The 17,048-nt window shown below is 34.4% G+C and carries 11 protein-coding genes; 2 read left to right on the plus strand and 9 right to left on the minus strand.

Translation table 11 applies throughout. The features are described from left to right. Window positions 1–14 precede the first annotated feature (14 nt). From F6P99_RS05065 to purB, 9 genes are all read right to left on the minus strand, one after another. Complete coding sequence (locus F6P99_RS05065; RefSeq protein WP_152286379.1) at window positions 15–2,513, minus strand: T9SS type A sorting domain-containing protein; 2,499 nt, start codon at window positions 2,511–2,513, stop codon at window positions 15–17. A gap of 348 nt (window positions 2,514–2,861) precedes the next feature. Continuing rightward, complete coding sequence (purL, locus tag F6P99_RS05070; protein ID WP_152286380.1) at window positions 2,862–6,533, minus strand: phosphoribosylformylglycinamidine synthase; 3,672 nt, start codon at window positions 6,531–6,533, stop codon at window positions 2,862–2,864. Between the two features lie 261 nt (window positions 6,534–6,794). After that, window positions 6,795–7,844, minus strand: a complete 1,050-nt coding sequence (locus F6P99_RS05075; protein WP_152286381.1) for a serine hydrolase domain-containing protein — start codon at window positions 7,842–7,844, stop codon at window positions 6,795–6,797. 229 nt (window positions 7,845–8,073) lie between these two features. Next, on the minus strand, window positions 8,074–8,970 hold the full coding sequence (locus F6P99_RS05080) for a DUF302 domain-containing protein (protein WP_152286382.1): 897 nt from the start codon (window positions 8,968–8,970) through the stop codon (window positions 8,074–8,076). Window positions 8,971–8,982: 12 nt separating this feature from the next. Then, window positions 8,983–10,707, minus strand: coding sequence for an arylsulfatase (locus F6P99_RS05085; protein WP_193316004.1), 1,725 nt, complete (start codon window positions 10,705–10,707; stop codon window positions 8,983–8,985). Window positions 10,708–10,863: 156 nt separating this feature from the next. Continuing rightward, a complete protein-coding gene (locus F6P99_RS05090) occupies window positions 10,864–11,178 on the minus strand; it encodes a YbjQ family protein (RefSeq protein WP_152286384.1) in 315 nt (104 codons plus the stop codon). Window positions 11,179–11,275: 97 nt separating this feature from the next. Continuing rightward, complete coding sequence (locus F6P99_RS05095; protein WP_152286385.1) at window positions 11,276–12,043, minus strand: TerC family protein; 768 nt, start codon at window positions 12,041–12,043, stop codon at window positions 11,276–11,278. Between the two features lie 58 nt (window positions 12,044–12,101). Further along, window positions 12,102–12,476, minus strand: coding sequence for a hypothetical protein (locus F6P99_RS05100; RefSeq protein ID WP_152286386.1), 375 nt, complete (start codon window positions 12,474–12,476; stop codon window positions 12,102–12,104). A 140-nt stretch (window positions 12,477–12,616) separates the two neighbouring features. Beyond that, window positions 12,617–13,960 (minus strand): adenylosuccinate lyase, encoded by a 1,344-nt coding sequence (gene purB, locus F6P99_RS05105; protein ID WP_152286387.1) that lies wholly within the window; start codon window positions 13,958–13,960, stop codon window positions 12,617–12,619. Window positions 13,961–14,204: 244 nt separating this feature from the next. Here purB and F6P99_RS05110 point away from each other — a divergent pair, with 244 nt between their 5' ends. Together F6P99_RS05110 and F6P99_RS05115 are read left to right on the plus strand one after the other, a co-directional pair. Further along, on the plus strand, window positions 14,205–16,055 hold the full coding sequence (locus F6P99_RS05110) for a DNA topoisomerase IV subunit B (RefSeq protein ID WP_152286388.1): 1,851 nt from the start codon (window positions 14,205–14,207) through the stop codon (window positions 16,053–16,055). 9 nt (window positions 16,056–16,064) lie between these two features. Then, on the plus strand, window positions 16,065–17,018 hold the full coding sequence (locus F6P99_RS05115) for a phytanoyl-CoA dioxygenase family protein (RefSeq protein WP_152286389.1): 954 nt from the start codon (window positions 16,065–16,067) through the stop codon (window positions 17,016–17,018). Window positions 17,019–17,048: the final 30 nt, after the last annotated feature.

A 17,048-nucleotide genomic window follows, 5' to 3' on the forward strand; every position in this document is an offset into this window, starting at 1 on the left:
TTTTATAAATTTAATTATTTTTTAATCAATTTAAAGATGGTATCACCTTGTTTTACAGTATAATATCCACTTGGTAGGAAAGAAATATTTGCTGATTTTTGGTTTCCTTTTAATAGAACAACTCCCATTACATCATAGATTACCCAATGCTCAGCGATACTAAAGTTTAACTGATTTGTAGCTGGATTAGGGTAGATGTATTTGCTAGTTTTAGAATTGAAACCCTTGGCACTTAAAGTGCTGTCTGTAATATCTACAAAAGCTGTTTTTGTTACATAACTTGTAGCTGCATTTCCACCTACAGGTCTCAGTGAAATGGTTATTTTGTAATCTTGGTCACTTGCTGGTAATGCGCTCAAGTCGATATTTAGTGTTGCTTTTTTGTTTGCTCCAGATTGTATTGTAACTCGATCATTACCCAACCAAGTACCCGTGGGAGAGTGTAGAACTCCAACAAGTTGATTTTCTGAATCTGAACTATAATTTACATCTACTAGAATATTTTGTGTTTTACTAAATTCACTTGGAAGATTTCTAAAACTAATAGCAGGAGTTAAGAGATTACTTGTTAAATAATCACCATCGTTAAAATTCGAAGTGTCTATAGTAGACCCCACCTGTGGGAAATTTGTTCCACGTTCAATCGCACCAGCATCGGGAGCGTTACCCGAATATCCATCGGTAATTCCGTTGATGTTTCTTCCGAAATCAATTGGTCCAACACCATTTTTAAGTCTAAAATCACCATTTGGCGCATCAACAAACAATGAACTCCCATTACCTGATGCCGTGTCGAAATTGTTAGAAAAACTCATTAGATCAAAGAGAGATCTTGTGTTTTTAGTTTCTTGATAATCAGCTTTGCTGTCGATAATATTATTCCAAAAACGAACATTTTCAACGTCACCTTCGTTGTCTCTATTCCAAACACGAACCGCCCAATTGACATTCCATACCGTATTGTTGTAGTAATAACAATCCTTTATTTTCGCTTTTCTTGGGCCTAAATATGCAAATGTTCCATCTGGCACGACATCAGTAATAAAATTATAAATTAAATTATGGTGAACAGTATAATTATAACAACCTTCTAGGTAAAGCGCCAATACAAATTCTTTTATTCCATCTGTTAGTGTATTGCAATCGTGAATTCGGTTGTATGCAATTTCAGAGCCTTTCATATCTAAAGGTATTCCCCAATTACTAGCATTCGTACATTGAATAGAACCTGCATCTTGTCCCATTTTCATACAATCATATAAATCATTGTAGGTGATATTGATTTGTCCGTTGGTTCTGATATGAAATCTTCCTGATGCACCAAATGTTGACTTTGTAACTACAGTTCCGTCACCGAAATTTTGCAATGAAGAAGTAAATTGACCAATCCATCCAATATCTTCGATTTTACATTCTTCTACACTATTATTTGTACCTCCATCAATATAGATACCATGCCCCCAACTATGAGCAACATAGCAATTCTTGAATTTGTTGTTGTTTCCTTTTACATAAATTCCACCTTGTTGAGAAAATGAAACTCCATAACCTGATCTTGTGAAAAAAGATTGTATGTATTGAATAGAGCAATCTTCAATGAGTGTATTGTTGGTGTTGTTTATATTTAACGAAGCTGCATGAATTGAAATTCCTTTCAATTTCACATTGTTTCGGTTGTTGAGTACGAAGGCCCACTTTCTCTTTTTAATAGAAATTTGTAAATCATTTGGATTTTCACCAGCTGGTGGCATTAAATATAATTTGTTGTCTTTTTGAAACCATTCTCCCGCTTTATCTAGAGCATTCAAATGATAAATGAAACCGAAACCTTTTCCACTATCTGTAAATATTTTTTCACTATTATCAATCCATCCTGAAGTAATAGCGTCAACAGTAAGATTTTTGCCAGAAGAAGCGGTGATGGTTCCCATAGGATTGATCCATTTTTTTCCGTTGATTCCTCTAAAAACACCTCCTTTAAAGAAATTGTTAGGGAAACCGGTCATATTTGGGAAGTTTACCTGACGACTTTTTTGACCTTTTACACCAGTAAAAACTTGACAGTCTTCGTACCCTGTTGACTTGTCTTCAGGCATCATCATTTCGTCTCCTAAATTATTTGGCCATCTTGCCATTCCTTGCCGTTTACCATTGATAAATAGCATCGTGTATTGAGATTCAGAACCTGGATAGTTTGTTTCGAATATGCCATTTCCTTGATTACTCGCAGACCAACCAGTAACTATGTCAGCTCCTGTAACAATTACTTTGTCATTTTCGAAATTTGTGAATGTAACATTGTTTTTGGTAATGGTAATTTGTTCTCGATATACACCTCTTTTTATATAACAAATATCACCAGAGGCCATGCTGTTTGCTGCTTTTTGGATGGTTTTAAATGGACTGTTTACAGATCCGTTATTTGTGTCTTTTCCATCTTTGGAAACATAAAAGTCATTTGCAAAAATGAATTGAGTAAAAATTAAACAATAGAGTAGGATATTTTGCTTCATAATACGGTTTTTTAGATAATCGATAGATTACCTGTTAGTTATTAAAAAACCCTTATTGGAGAGACGTTGTTGTTATGTTCGATTAGTTTGCAAACTAATTGGTTAAGAACATTTAAACAACTTAAGAGAGGTAGTTTGTTTAATTTTTATGATTTCAAGCAAAATAATAAAGCGTAAATATATAAATAATTTTAGAAAATAAAATATTATAATTATTTTTTTGGTTTTGTACTGAGTTAAAAATCAACAACTTTATTAGATTCTAGAGTGCTTGTATTTATGAATAGTACTATTATAAAAAATCCCACAAGTAATCTTGTGGGATTTTTATATGTTATTAATGAAAGACTATTTCGTCAACCAATTTTTAGCATTGATAAATGCTTCTAACCATGGAGAAACTTCATCTTTACGTCCAACAGGGTAGTTCGCCCAGTTCCATTGAAAAATAGAACGTTCTATATGAGGCATCATCACTAAGTGACGACCATCATTTGAGGTCATCATTGCCGTGTTAAAGTCAGATCCATTTGGATTCGCTGGATACCCTTCATAACCGTATTTCGCAACGATGTTGTATTTCTCTTCGTTGTAAGGTAAGTTAAATTTACCCTCACCATGAGAAATCCAAACTCCTAATGTACTACCTGCTAATGAGTTTAACATCACAGAATTGTTCTCTTGAATTTTTACAGAAGTAAATCCACTTTCGTGTTTGAATGAATCGTTGTGACCCATTTTTGGTTTTTCTTCGTGATCAGGGTTGATCAAACCTAATTCAACAAACAACTGACAACCGTTACAAATACCAATAGACAACGTATCTTCACGTTTAAAGAAATTGTCTAAGGCAGTTTTTGCTTTTTCGTTATACAAAAATGCTCCTGCCCAACCTTTAGCTGAACCTAAAACATCTGAGTTAGAAAATCCACCAACAGCTCCGATAAATTGAACATCTTCTAAATTTTCACGACCTGAAATCAAGTCGGTCATATGTACATCTTTTACGTCGAAACCAGCTAAGTACATAGCATTGGCCATTTCTCTTTCTGAGTTTGATCCTTTTTCACGAATGATGGCAGCTTTAGGTCTTGGTTTTCTAGCGTCAAAACTAGGGAGTTTACCAGTAAACTGAGAAGGGAATTCGAACTGTAATGGTTGTTCTTTATAATTGTTAAAACGTGCAGTTGCCAAACCATTTGCAGTTTGCTTGTCATCTAATAAAAACGACGTTCCAAACCAAATATCGCGTAAGTATTCTATGTTGAAAATTTCAGTAGTATCACCATTTTTAATGGTCATTTCACTACTTCTAATTGCATTTCCTAAAACGGTAAATTTAACTCCGTTTGCAGTTAAAATATTCTCAATTTCAGCGTCGTCTGATTGAATGATAACTCCACTATTTTCGGCAAATAAGGCTTTGATTGTGTCTGCTTCACCTAAAGCAGTGATATCAATATTAGCACCTAACATTTGTTGAGAGAAACACATTTCTAAAAGTGTAGTAATCATACCACCCCCAGAGATATCATGACCTGCCAAAATACGACCTTCTTTGATCAATTGTTGAATTGTATTGAAGGCTGATTTGAATTTTTCAGAATCGTTTATATTAGGACTATCGTTCCCTATACCAGCAATAGCTTGTGCAAAAGAAGATCCTCCTAATTTAAAACTGTCATTTGAAAAATCTATATGATAAATTTTGTTTTGTGCTCTTTTTTGGAATACCGGTTCTACAACTTTGTTGATGTCATTACAATGTGCAGCAGCTGAAATAATTACAGTACCCGGAGCAATAACCTCTTCATTAGGGTATTTTTGTTTCATCGATAATGAATCTTTTCCTGTAGGAATATTGATTCCTAGTTCGATGGCAAAATTAGAAACCGCTTCAACAGCATTGTACAAACGAGCATCTTCACCTTCGTTTTTACAAGGCCACATCCAGTTTGCAGAAAGAGAAACAGATTTTAAATCTTCTTCTAAAGGAGCCCAAACTAAGTTGGTCAATGATTCTGCAATGGCATTTCTAGATCCTGCTACTTCGTTTATCAAACTCGATACAGGCGCATGACCAATACTAGTTGCAATACCTTCTTTACCTTTGTAATCTAAGGCCATAACAGCAACATCATTCAATGGCAATTGCAATGGACCTGCAGTTTGTTGTTTGGCAACTTTTCCACCAACACAACGATCTACTTTATTTGTCAACCAGTCTTTACAAGCAACGGCTTCAAGTTGTAAAACGTTTTCTAAATACTCATGAATATTTTCTTGATCGTAGTTTAATTCTTTATAGTTACGAGCAGTGGTTGTATCATTCATAATAGTTTTTGGAGAACTACCAAACATATCTTCCATTGCTAAATCCATAGGTTTTTCACCTGTAGTAGCAGATTCAAAAGTAAATTGATTGTCATTGGTAACATCACCAACAGTGTACATTGGAGAACGTTCTCTTTCTGCAACTTTATTTAAGTAGTCGACATGCGCTTCATCGATCACCAATCCCATTCTTTCTTGAGATTCATTTCCGATAATTTCTTTAGCAGATAGGGTAGGGTCTCCAACCGGTAATTTGTCCAAGTTGATTTTTCCACCTGTGTCTTCTACCAATTCTGACAAACAGTTTAAGTGTCCACCTGCACCATGATCGTGAATTGATACGATAGGATTTACATCGCTCTCAACCATTCCTCTAACAGCATTTGCCGCTCTTTTTTGCATTTCAGGATTTGAACGTTGTACCGCGTTTAACTCAAGTTGGCTGTCCATTCCACCAGTATCGGCAGAAGAAACAGCAGCTCCACCCATACCAATTCGGTAGTTGTCACCACCTAGAATTACAATTTTATCACCTTCAGAAGGCGTGTCTTTTAAGGCTTGTTCGTTTTTTCCGTATCCAATTCCTCCGGCTTGCATGATTACTTTATCGAAACCTAGTTTACGAAGGGAATCAGTACTTGTCGTAGCTTCATCTGCTTCGAAAGTCAATAAAGAACCAGAAATTAAGGGTTGTCCAAATTTGTTTCCAAAGTCAGAAGCTCCGTTTGAAGCTTTGATCAAAATATCCATTGGAGTTTGGTACAACCAATCTCTCTCGTTCATTGTTTCCCAAGGTCTGTTTTGAGATAAACGTGAATATGATGTCATGTAAACAGCAGTACCAGCCAAAGGTAAAGAACCTTTACCACCTGCCAAACGGTCTCTAATTTCTCCTCCTGATCCGGTTGCAGCTCCGTTAAATGGCTCAACTGTTGTAGGGAAATTGTGTGTTTCCGCTTTTAATGAAATTACAGAATTGTAATCTTTCGTCTCGTAAAAATCTGGTTTGTCCGCAGACTTTGGTGCAAATTGCTCAACTTTTGGTCCTTTTACAAACGCTACGTTATCTTTGTATGCAGAAACAATTCCATTCGGATGTGTTTCAGATGTTTTGCGGATTAATTTAAACAATGAAGTTTCTTTTTCTTCTCCGTCAATAACAAAGGTTCCGTTAAATATTTTATGGCGACAGTGTTCTGAATTGATTTGCGAAAAACCAAATACTTCAGAATCTGTTAATTTTCTTCCAATCTTAGTAGCAACGCTTTCTAAGTATGCAACTTCTTCTTCACTCAAAGAAAGTCCTTCTTGTTGGTTGAAAGCTTCAATGTCTTCGATGTTTAAAACAGCTTGAGGTTTTACGTTGATTGTGAAAATCTCTTGATCTAAGTTGGTATACAATACCTGTAACATAGGATCAATTTCTGTTTCTTTTGAGTCTACTTTTTCAAATTCTTCAATTCTAATAATACCATCAATACTCATGTTTTGAGTGATTTCTACGGCATTGGTACTCCAAGGAGTAATCATTTCTTTTCTAGGTCCTACAAAATACCCTTCTAAATTAGAAGCTTCAATTTGTGTAGCGTTACCGAAAAGCCATACTAATTTTTGAATGTTTTCTTGTGAAAGTTCTTTGGTTTGTACTGCAAATACTGTTGTATTGCGCTGAAAGAATAGAATCATTGAGTCTAAAATATTAAAAGCAAAAATGCTTAGATTTTTAAAAGCACAAAAGTACAAAATTAAGTTAGAAAACTATCTACGAAGAAATGACAAATAGGCATTTTTTTTAACCTGTATTTGTATTGAGAAACTATCGTTCAACAGAAGTTTAAATAGCAAGCTTGAACGATGCCAATCTTTATAAAAAGTACATTCAAAATCAGAAAGGGAGAGGGAGGCGAGAATAATGAAACACCTCTTTACTAGTTTATAATATTTCAATTATCTGGTTTGATAGTGTTGTAGCTTTTTGTTTTCTTTTTTTAAGATTTTTACGATACGGTTTATTGTTATTTCTGACAAGTTCCATTCGTAACCATTAAAATCGGTGGTATTGATAAATTGAACCACCACTGCGTCTATATCTTTATGGTATTCTGCAAGACTTTGATACCCTACAACTAAACCACCATGTTGGTATTCGTATGGATAAATTTCTTTTTCTCCTTTATCGAATACAGAGCCATCATTTAGGGCTCTCAAGAATATACCTACGTCTTCTGCAGTTGCTAGCATACCATATTCTCGGGGTTTAAAATCTTCATCATAACCCGTGTAATAACCACTCATGACATCATTCAAATTGACCTCACTTATAGAGAAATATGTGTTTTTTAGTCTTAATGGAATTAATATTTTTTCTTTGATGTAAAGATTGTGATTATAGCCTAGAACACGATCCATAATTTTACGAAGTATTAAATAATTAGTGTTTGAATATTCATACCCAGTGTTTGGTTTAAAACTAGCAGGTAGGTCTAGTGCAAAATCTAAGGCTTTTTCTCCATTTTTTTGTTCGTTTTCCCAATAGGCAGGATTGTCAGTGAAATTTGGAATTCCTGAACGATGTTGTATCATCATTCTCAAAGTAATTTTATCAGCATTTTCAATTCTATCACTGAGTTCTGGAAGGTAATAGGTAAGTGTTTTATCGAATGATAAGCGTTTTTCTTTGACCAGTTTCGTAGCTGCAACAGCGGTATAAAGTTTACTAATGCTAGCAATTTTGAATAACGATTTTGAATCTGTGGGTATTTTGTTCAGTCTATCTTTCCAACCAGCTGTATAAAATTCTGGAGGTTGCCCCGCTTTATCTACATAAACAATGATACCATCAAAACCATGACTAATGGCTTGATCTACTTGTTTTTGAACTGTGTTAGGTAATGGTAAAATCCATGCCTTTATTAAAATCCAGGGTACAAAAAACAATGAGATTGCGGTGCCTCCAAATAATAATGCCCTAATTATGAAGTTTTTTTTCTTGCTCATAATTTCGAATGAAGCTTAAGGATGTAATCTCCAAGCGTTTGATACGTATAGATTTGTGAATTATAATAAGAAAAACTACAGTTGAAACGAGTAACTATGATTGATCTGTATTTCTTTTGGTTATTGATGTCGTTTATTGTTTGTTTATGTGTTTTTAAGGTTTGATAAGTGAAATAGAAAACCCAGAAAATAGAAGCAACATTCGAATGCAAATTGTATAGTGTTACCTTTATTTTTCTTGAGTTACGGCTTTAGAAAATGTTGTCAATAATCGTTGATTGATCATTTGTTGAGGTTTCGTAGAATTTTGATAATACAATTCAGCAAAAGCAACTATGTCGTTATATGCTATCCAAACATCTCCATTTTCTTTTTCGTACACTAATAGTTTTTGACAAAAAGCATCCAAACCAATTTTAGGACTGGTCATCATTGCTTTTCCTCCTGGTGCAGGACCACCAAATAGCAACAAAGTGTTAGATCGAATGTTTACACCTAAATCTGATGCTTCTTTTTTATAATCAATTTCAGAAAACCATTTTGTATCTACCTGAGACATTACCGTTTCTTTGAGTTTGTTTATAGTGGTTGGGAAATCAAAATCAGATTTGATACTCACAATACCAAAGCCTTCATTAACTTGACTTACGTCTGTAGTCGAGATAAGCTTTTCAGGGTAAGTATTTAATACTAGTTCTATTTTATTATTATAATCTTTAAACAAACTCGGTTCGAGATTATGTCTACGCTGTATGAATTCGACAGATGTAAAAGCGATACTTACATTTGCAGTATCTTTTTCTGTGTAACATAATATTTTAAATGGTAAATCAAGACCAACCAACTGTTTTTGTTGGACTAATGGAATTTCTATTTTAGGATCTGAAAATATAGTAGCAATAGCAGGTGGTGTATAAACTCCTGCTGCTGCTGCCATTCTATGGTGATCTAACGTGGCCACCAACTTATAAGCTGAAATAGATTTTTGCAGATTCATTACCGCATTGTCTACTTTTTGTGTAATGGTCACAGATTTTTCTGTGACATTTTTCTTTTTCGTTTTGTTCCCGCAAGCTGAAATAATTACAGCAAGAACAATTATCATTGATACCTGTATATTTTTCATCTTCTATTTTTTTTATTCACTTGCTGCTTTAAATGGGTTCCATTGAGAATCTACTTCCATGATGTTGTTAGAGGAAGCGTAGGCTGTGTATAATTTTTTCATTGCTTGAAATTTTTCAGGCATTTCAGTTTCGAGTGGATTCATTTCAGATGGATCTGCTACTACGTTGTATAGATGCCACTTACCATCACCGAACATACCAGGGCGCACCTTAATAACTTTAAAATCTCCTTGCATGAGGTACCCATTTCCGAACAATTCAAAAGCATACCATTGGTCTTCATTTCTTACAATTTCTGATGTTTTGTCAAGGAAAGGCTTCGCGCTAATTCCTGTTGGTGTTTTGATTTTTCGTCCTTTGTATTCGGTATTTGGGTGTGTTATACCTGCATAATCCAATATTGTCATAGGTAAATCTTTGACAGATATCACAGCATTTGAAATTTCTCCAGCACGTTCATAATTATTTGAGAACGCTCCAGGAGGAACAATCATCATAGGTACTCTAATACCACCTTCACCTATAAACCATTTCCACCATTGAAGTCCACCTGTCGCAGCATTCGCCCATGAAACACCGATTGTGCGCTCAGATTCTGCTGTACCAATAGATTCGAAGCTTTGGTCAAATTGTGTTTCTAACCACTTAGCCATTTCAGGGTTTCCAGTTTTAGGATGTGTAGCTTCAAACCCTTCAGGACCATTATCCGTAAGATAAATTACGAGTGTATTGTCTAATTGACCAGACTCTTTCAAATAATCTAAAATCTGTCCAGTTCTTTGATCTTGATCTTCAATCATAGCAGCATAGGTTGCCATTACTCTAGCTTGAATCTCTTTCTCTTTTTGTGACAAGCTTTCCCATTTATGTGTAATGTCATTGAATGTAGGTTCAATAGCAGTTTCCGTAATTAGTCCTTTTTCCTTAAGACTATGATACCTAGATTTTTTTAATCCAGCATAGCCAAGTTTTAAATATTGTTGGTAGTATTTGTCTATAAGGTTTGCCGGTGCTTGAATCGGAAAGTGCGCCGTGGTAAAAGCCATATAGGCAAACCAAGGTTTGTTTTCGGCATGCCCTTCTTTTATAAAATTTAGCATATGTTCCGTGTATAGTTCGCCAGAGTATACTCCATTAGGCCTTTCAAAATGTTTTCCGTTTAACGTAAAGTGTTCTTTTCTTTTAACGTTCAAGCCATTTGGGTCGCCAAAGTCAGGTGTCATCGCTAAATCATTCCAATGATTAGAACCTCCCGATAAAATTCCAAATTCTTTGGTGAAGCCCCATTCTAAAGGTGGGTGTCCTCCAAGTGCTTCTCCACCTAAATGCCATTTCCCTGATTTATATACATCATAACCAGCATCATTAAGTAGTTCTGAAATAGCAACAGCATTTTTCGTCATATAACCTTCATATCCAGAAAGACCTTTGGTAGGAGGGTAGAATGAATAGTCAAAAGCACCCAATCCTATTTCAATATTATTGCATCCTGTCATCAACATAGAGCGGGTAACACTACAAACTGGTGATGCATGGAAATTAGTGAATCTAACACCTGCATCTGCCAAACGATTCATGTTCGGTGTTGGGATCTCTGAACCAAATGCGCCCAAATCTCCAAAGGCGATATCATCTCCTACAAGAAGAAGAATATTGGGTTTTTGGTTCTGTTTTTCATTTGTTTTTGTTTGACCACAGCTAAATAAGGATGCTGCTGTAATCAAAATGTAAATCATGTTTCTCATTTTTACTATTTTTAATTATCGCGTTGTTCGAAATCTTCGTTGCCCCAGTTTTTTATTTTTTTAATAAGTAAATAAATAATAATCACTACGGACGCAAAAAAGAAACTTCCATAAATAAAAAGCAGAAAGAAAGGAATATTTTCCATCTTACCTGATTTTTACAGCGGTACCGTATGCTAATATTTCTGAAGCTCCTTGAGTAATCGTTGAGGTTGTTAGTCGTATGTTTACAACCGCATCAGCACCTAGTTTTGTTGCATCGTTGATCATTCTTTGTAGTGCTTGTTCTCTAGATTGCCCTTGAAGTCTAGTGTATTCATCCAATTCTCCACCTACAAAGTTTTTGAGGCCTGCCATAAAATCACTAGCTACACTTTTAGCTCTTACTGTACTTCCTCTAGCAATGCCTAAAATTTCTGTAATTTCTTTGTTTGGAATTGTTTCTGTAGTTGTTGTAATCATAGATCTTATTTTTCTTTAAATATATTAAATTAAATGTTACGGAATAAAAAAGGGGAGCACAATTGTTGTGCTCCCCTTTTTATATAGATAGTATTTGTTATTTCTTTTTTCTGATTTTCATATTAAGCGCTTCAACTCCGAGTGAAAAGGCGATGGCAAAATAGAGATATCCTTTAGGGATTGCACCAATTTCTTGATCAAAAACAGTGGTGTGCGCTAAATGGGCACCCTCTGTGATTAACATAAAGCCAATTAATATTAGAAACGATAAGGCCAACATTTGAATTGTAGGGTGGGCATTGACAAATTTCCCTACAGGTGTTGCAAACAACATCATAATTGCCATTGATACGACTACAGCAGTTATCATAATGTACAAAGCACCGTTGGTTCCATTTGTCATACCAACAGCTGTAAGCACTGAGTCAAAAGAAAAAACGATATCAATCAATACGATTTGAATGATCGTTTTTGACATCGTAGAAGTGGGCTTGTGTTCTGTATTGTGATTTTCTTCAGCTCCTTCTACTTTATGTCTTATTTCACTGGTACTTTTGTAGAGTAAAAAGAGTCCTCCTAAAAATAATATGATACTCTGACCGGAAACCTGCGTATCAAGCCAAGAAGTATCAATGCTAAAAATAGGATCTTTCATCGCAATTAAGTACGATACACCTAATAACAAGATGACTCTAAAAACCATAGCAAGAAGTAGTCCAATATTTGTTGCCTTTTTTTGTTGATGTTTTGGGAGTTTTCCCGTGGCAATTGATATGAAAATAATATTGTCAATTCCTAATACGATTTCTAAAAACGTCAAGGTTAGTAGGGCGACCCAGGTGTCTACTTGTGTAAAAATTTCCATGAAATAGTTTGTGTTGAATTTTTATCTTTTATCTTTTATCGTTTAATCCGCTAAGTTCTTAATTGATTTTAAAAGTACTTCCTTTTTGTTTGAAATTACTGTTTTCGTACCCTGCTTCAAAATCGTACGCATTATTTTTTATTTTGGTAATTCTCACAATAAAATTTGTACTGTCTAATTTTGTTTTTGGGTTGATTTTTTTCAAATGGAATTCAAATTTGTTTTTCCATTTTATGGCAAAGGTATCCTTGCTATTTCTGTAGGTTTCTATTTGAAAGTTGTCTACGCGATAAAAGCTAGAACTGTCTTTTTTATCTGCTAAATATGAGATGAACTGACCTTTTTCAAAATCATATGATTTTGCATTTTTTTTGCTGTTACAAGCAAAAATTAAGGATCCAATGATGAGATAGGTTGTGATTTTCTTTAACATATTGTAAAGCTAAATAAAAAAAGTACCCTGAGCTTGTCGAAGGGTACTTTTTTTAATCTATGATATTTTTTTCAGACTATGGCTGTAAATCAATCCATAGGTTGAGCTCGTTAAAATAAGTAGGCTGAGCTTGTCGAAGCCTAGATTCCTGTATAGTTGCTCGGCGTAATTACTTTTAATTCAGATTTTATAGCGTCAGAAACATCCAGGGTGTCAATAAAGTCAGCAATAGATTTTTGATTGATAACAGCATTTGTACGTGTCAATCCTTTCAACGCTTCGTATGGGTTTGGATATGCCTCACGACGCAATATTGTTTGAATTGCTTCTGCAACCACAGCCCAATTGTTCTCTAAGTCTTGTTCGAAAGCTTCTTTGTTCAATAATAATTTATTCAGTCCTTTTAAGGTAGAAGCAAACGCGATCAAGGTATGACCGAAGGGTACTCCAACGTTTCTTAATACAGTAGAGTCTGTTAAATCTCTTTGCAAACGAGAAACAGGTAGTTTTGCAGCTAAATGCTCAAACAAAGCATTTGCAATTCCGATATTTCCTTCAGAATTTTCAAAATCAATTGGATTCACTTTATGTGGCATAGCAGATGAACCTACTTCACCTTTTTTAATTTTTTGTTTGAAATAGTTGCTAGAAATATAGGTCCAGATATCTCTATCCAAATCCATAATAATATTATTGATACGTTTCATCGCATCAAAAACACCTGCCATATGGTCGTAGTGCTCAATTTGTGTCGTAGGGAAAGAATGGTGCAATCCTAAAATGTTTTCTACAAAATTGGTTCCAAAACTTTTCCAGTCAATATCTGGGTAAGCAACTTTATGCGCATTGTAATTTCCAGTTGCTCCACCAAATTTTGCTGCATGTGGTGTGTGTTGTAAATGCAATACTTGTTGATTTACACGTTCAACAAATACAAACAATTCTTTTCCTAGACGTGTAGGAGAAGCTGGTTGACCGTGAGTACGAGCTAACATAGGGATGTCATTCCATTCTTCAGATAAATCAGCTATTTTTGCTGTTAATTCGTCTAAAGTTGGGTAGTAAACTTCTTCCAAAGAGTCTTTGATAGACAAAGGAATTGCAGTGTTGTTGATGTCTTGTGAAGTCAGTCCGAAATGAATAAACTCTTTAAATGCTTGTAGGTTTAATGCATCAAATTTTTCTTTGATAAAGTACTCAACTGCCTTTACATCATGATTTGTAACGCTTTCAATATCTTTTATTTTTAGTGCATCTTCCGCAGAAAAACTTGTGTAAATTTCCCTTAGAGCAGGATATAATGACGCATCAAAGTCTGATAGTTGTGGCAATGGAATTTCGCATAAAGCAATGAAATATTCAATTTCAACTTTTACCCTGTATTTGATCAAAGCCTCTTCTGAATAATAAGCTGCTAACGATTCTACTTTTCCTCTGTATCTACCGTCAATAGGTGAGATGGCATTTAAACTTGATAACGACATTTTATGATATTGAAATTAAGCGCCAAAAATACACAATTTTAGAGAATTAAAAGAATCAATACTTTAAAATTTGACAATACATTGTTCTGGTAATTAAAATAAGAATTTCGTTTAAAATCTTGTTGATAATTATTTGAGAAGCCCTTTTAATTTTAGGGCTAAAACACTATTTTAGCAAGGTTCACATTTTTTTATGGAATTGAAAAATAGAAGAATAAAAGTCAACTTAGCTTAGGATATTTTTATGGCAGAAACTACTTATACAGAAGATAATATACGATCACTGGATTGGAAAGAGCATATTAGAATGCGTCCAGGGATGTATATTGGAAAATTGGGAGATGGAAGTTCTCAAGACGATGGTATTTATATTTTGATCAAAGAGGTTTTAGACAACTCTATTGATGAGTTTGTTATGAAGGCTGGTAAAACCATTGAAATTTTTTTAAGAAGTAATACTGTTACGATACGAGATTACGGTCGTGGAATTCCGCTTGGTAAAGTCGTTGATGTAGTTTCTAAAATGAATACTGGAGGTAAGTACGATTCAAAAGCCTTTAAGAAATCAGTTGGTTTAAATGGGGTTGGTACCAAAGCAGTGAATGCACTTTCCACCAACTTTAGGGTGCAATCGTACCGTGATGGAGAAACAGTTTATGCGGAGTTTGAGAAAGGAGAGTTGTTAGAAAAAGGTTCTCCTGAGGCGACAAGTCAAAGACGTGGTACACGAGTTTCTTTTACTCCTGATGAAAGTATTTTTGTCAATTTTAAATTTAGAAACGAATACATTATAAAAATGATTAAGAACTATGTGTACTTAAACACTGGTTTGACAATCGTTTTTAATGGTGAGAAATATTATTCTGAGAACGGATTGAAAGATTTGTTAGAAGAAAACATCAATGCCGATGATATGGCCTATCCAGTTATTCATTTGATAGGTGAAGACATTGAAGTGGCAATGACTCATAGTAAAACACAATATAGTGAAGAATATCATTCTTTTGTAAACGGACAACATACAACACAAGGAGGAACACATCAAGTAGCTTTTAGAGAAGCAGTTGTAAAAACAGTCCGTGAGTTTTTTGGAAAAAACTTTGAGGCGTCAGATGTGCGGAAGTCCATTGTGTCTGCAGTTAGTATAAAAGTAATGGAGCCTGTTTTTGAAAGCCAAACAAAAACGAAATTAGGTTCCACTGACATGGGAGGTGATTTGCCAACTGTGAGAACTTTTATCAATGATTTTGTAAAAACACATCTGGATAATTACCTACATAAGAACCCGGATTCTGCAGAGCAAATACAACGTAAAATTTTACAAGCAGAACGTGAACGTAAAGAATTATCAGGTGTTAGAAAACTTGCAAGAGAACGTGCTAAAAAAGCAAATCTTCACAATAAAAAATTACGTGATTGCCGAGTGCATTTGGGAGATTTGAAAAAAGACAATCGATTAGATACTACCCTTTTTATTACTGAGGGAGATTCTGCGAGTGGTTCAATCACCAAATCAAGAAACGTAAATACTCAGGCTGTTTTTAGTTTAAAAGGGAAGCCTTTGAATTCGTATGGAATGAGTAAAAAGGTGGTGTACGAAAATGAGGAATTTAACTTACTGCAAGCAGCTTTAAATATAGAAGAAAGTCTTGAGGATTTACGATATAACAATATAGTAATCGCAACAGATGCTGATGTTGATGGTATGCATATTCGATTGTTATTGATTACTTTCTTTTTGCAATTTTTTCCTGAGGTTATCAAAGAGGGGCATTTATATATTCTAGAAACACCGTTGTTTAGAGTTCGAAACAAAAAGGAAACAATTTATTGCTATTCTGAAGAGGAAAAGCAACAAGCCATCCATAAATTAACAGGTAAACCAGAGATTACAAGATTTAAAGGATTGGGAGAGATTTCACCGAATGAATTTGTTCATTTTATTGGCGAAAATATTCGTTTAGATCCTGTGATGCTGGATAAAGAAATGTCTATTGATAAGATGCTAGAGTTTTACATGGGGAAAAATACCCCAGATCGACAAAAGTTCATCATTGAGAATTTGAAAGTTGAATTGGATGTTATCGAAGAGTAAAGAATAGCTATGTTTCAGAAATTAAAACAGTATAAAATTGTCTACGAGGTTTATAATTTTTTTAATAAGAAATATCTATCTCACAATGTTCCATTGTATAGAAAGTATAAACTAAAAAAGAAGTATTATTCATCTGTATCGAATCAAGATTTTAAAGGGTTAAAAGAAGAAATTAATTTGTATGATAAAAAAGACTCGAAAGAGTTTTTACCTGAAAATGCAGATTTTTTAGCTTTAGAGAAAAAGATTCAAGATGCATTATTGGATTGGTCAACAAATGGATATTCGGTAATTTCTAATTTTTTCTCTGAAAAGGAGGTCGATAGTATTAATTTTGAGATTGATGATTTGATTTCTTCTGGGGTATTGAAGCCAAGATATAATGGTAAGAAGTATATGTTTGCCAATCGTTTTTCTGAAAAAATAAATGAAATAGCGAATGGTAAAATGAAGAGAATTCTTGAAGTACTTTTGAGTCGTGAAGTGGAACTTTTCCAGACGATTAATTTTAATACTGGGAGTGAGCAAAGAACACACTCAGATTCTGTTCACATGACTACCTTTCCAAAAGGAAATTTGATTGCTACTTGGGTTGCTTTAGAAGATGTTACCATCGATGACGGACCTTTGCATTACTACCCTGGCTCGCATAAACTTCCTTATATTATGAATGAAGACTATGATAACTCAGGGTCAAAATTTAAGTTAGGAAAGAAATCATACCATGCATATGAAGATAAGGTAGAAGAGGTGTTGTTTCGTTCGAAATTAAAGAAAAAAACATTTTTAGCGAAGAAAGGAGATATGCTTATTTGGCATGGGAATCTTATGCATGGTGGAAATAAAGTAAACATTGAAGGAAATACAAGAAAAAGTATGGTATTTCATTATTACGCAAAAGATGTTATTTGTTATCATGAGATAACTCAAAGACCAACCATAAAAGGAAAGTTTGGAAAATAAACATAGCTTCATAACTTTCATTTGTAGGTG

Origin of the sequence: Flavicella marina, from assembly GCF_009193215.1 — a bacterium.
GTDB lineage: Bacteria > Bacteroidota > Bacteroidia > Flavobacteriales > Flavobacteriaceae > Flavicella > Flavicella marina.

Coding starts and splice junctions, on each gene's coding strand:
- F6P99_RS05065 (WP_152286379.1), bottom strand. CDS start 2,513: ATGAAGCAAAATATCCTACTCTATTGTTTAATTTTTACTCAATTCATT.
- purL (WP_152286380.1), bottom strand. CDS start 6,533: ATGATTCTATTCTTTCAGCGCAATACAACAGTATTTGCAGTACAAACC.
- F6P99_RS05075 (WP_152286381.1), bottom strand. CDS start 7,844: ATGAGCAAGAAAAAAAACTTCATAATTAGGGCATTATTATTTGGAGGC.
- F6P99_RS05080 (WP_152286382.1), bottom strand. CDS start 8,970: ATGAAAAATATACAGGTATCAATGATAATTGTTCTTGCTGTAATTATT.
- F6P99_RS05085 (WP_193316004.1), bottom strand. CDS start 10,707: ATGATTTACATTTTGATTACAGCAGCATCCTTATTTAGCTGTGGTCAA.
- F6P99_RS05090 (WP_152286384.1), bottom strand. CDS start 11,178: ATGATTACAACAACTACAGAAACAATTCCAAACAAAGAAATTACAGAA.
- F6P99_RS05095 (WP_152286385.1), bottom strand. CDS start 12,043: ATGGAAATTTTTACACAAGTAGACACCTGGGTCGCCCTACTAACCTTG.
- F6P99_RS05100 (WP_152286386.1), bottom strand. CDS start 12,476: ATGTTAAAGAAAATCACAACCTATCTCATCATTGGATCCTTAATTTTT.
- purB (WP_152286387.1), bottom strand. CDS start 13,960: ATGTCGTTATCAAGTTTAAATGCCATCTCACCTATTGACGGTAGATAC.
- F6P99_RS05110 (WP_152286388.1), top strand. CDS start 14,205: ATGGCAGAAACTACTTATACAGAAGATAATATACGATCACTGGATTGG.
- F6P99_RS05115 (WP_152286389.1), top strand. CDS start 16,065: ATGTTTCAGAAATTAAAACAGTATAAAATTGTCTACGAGGTTTATAAT.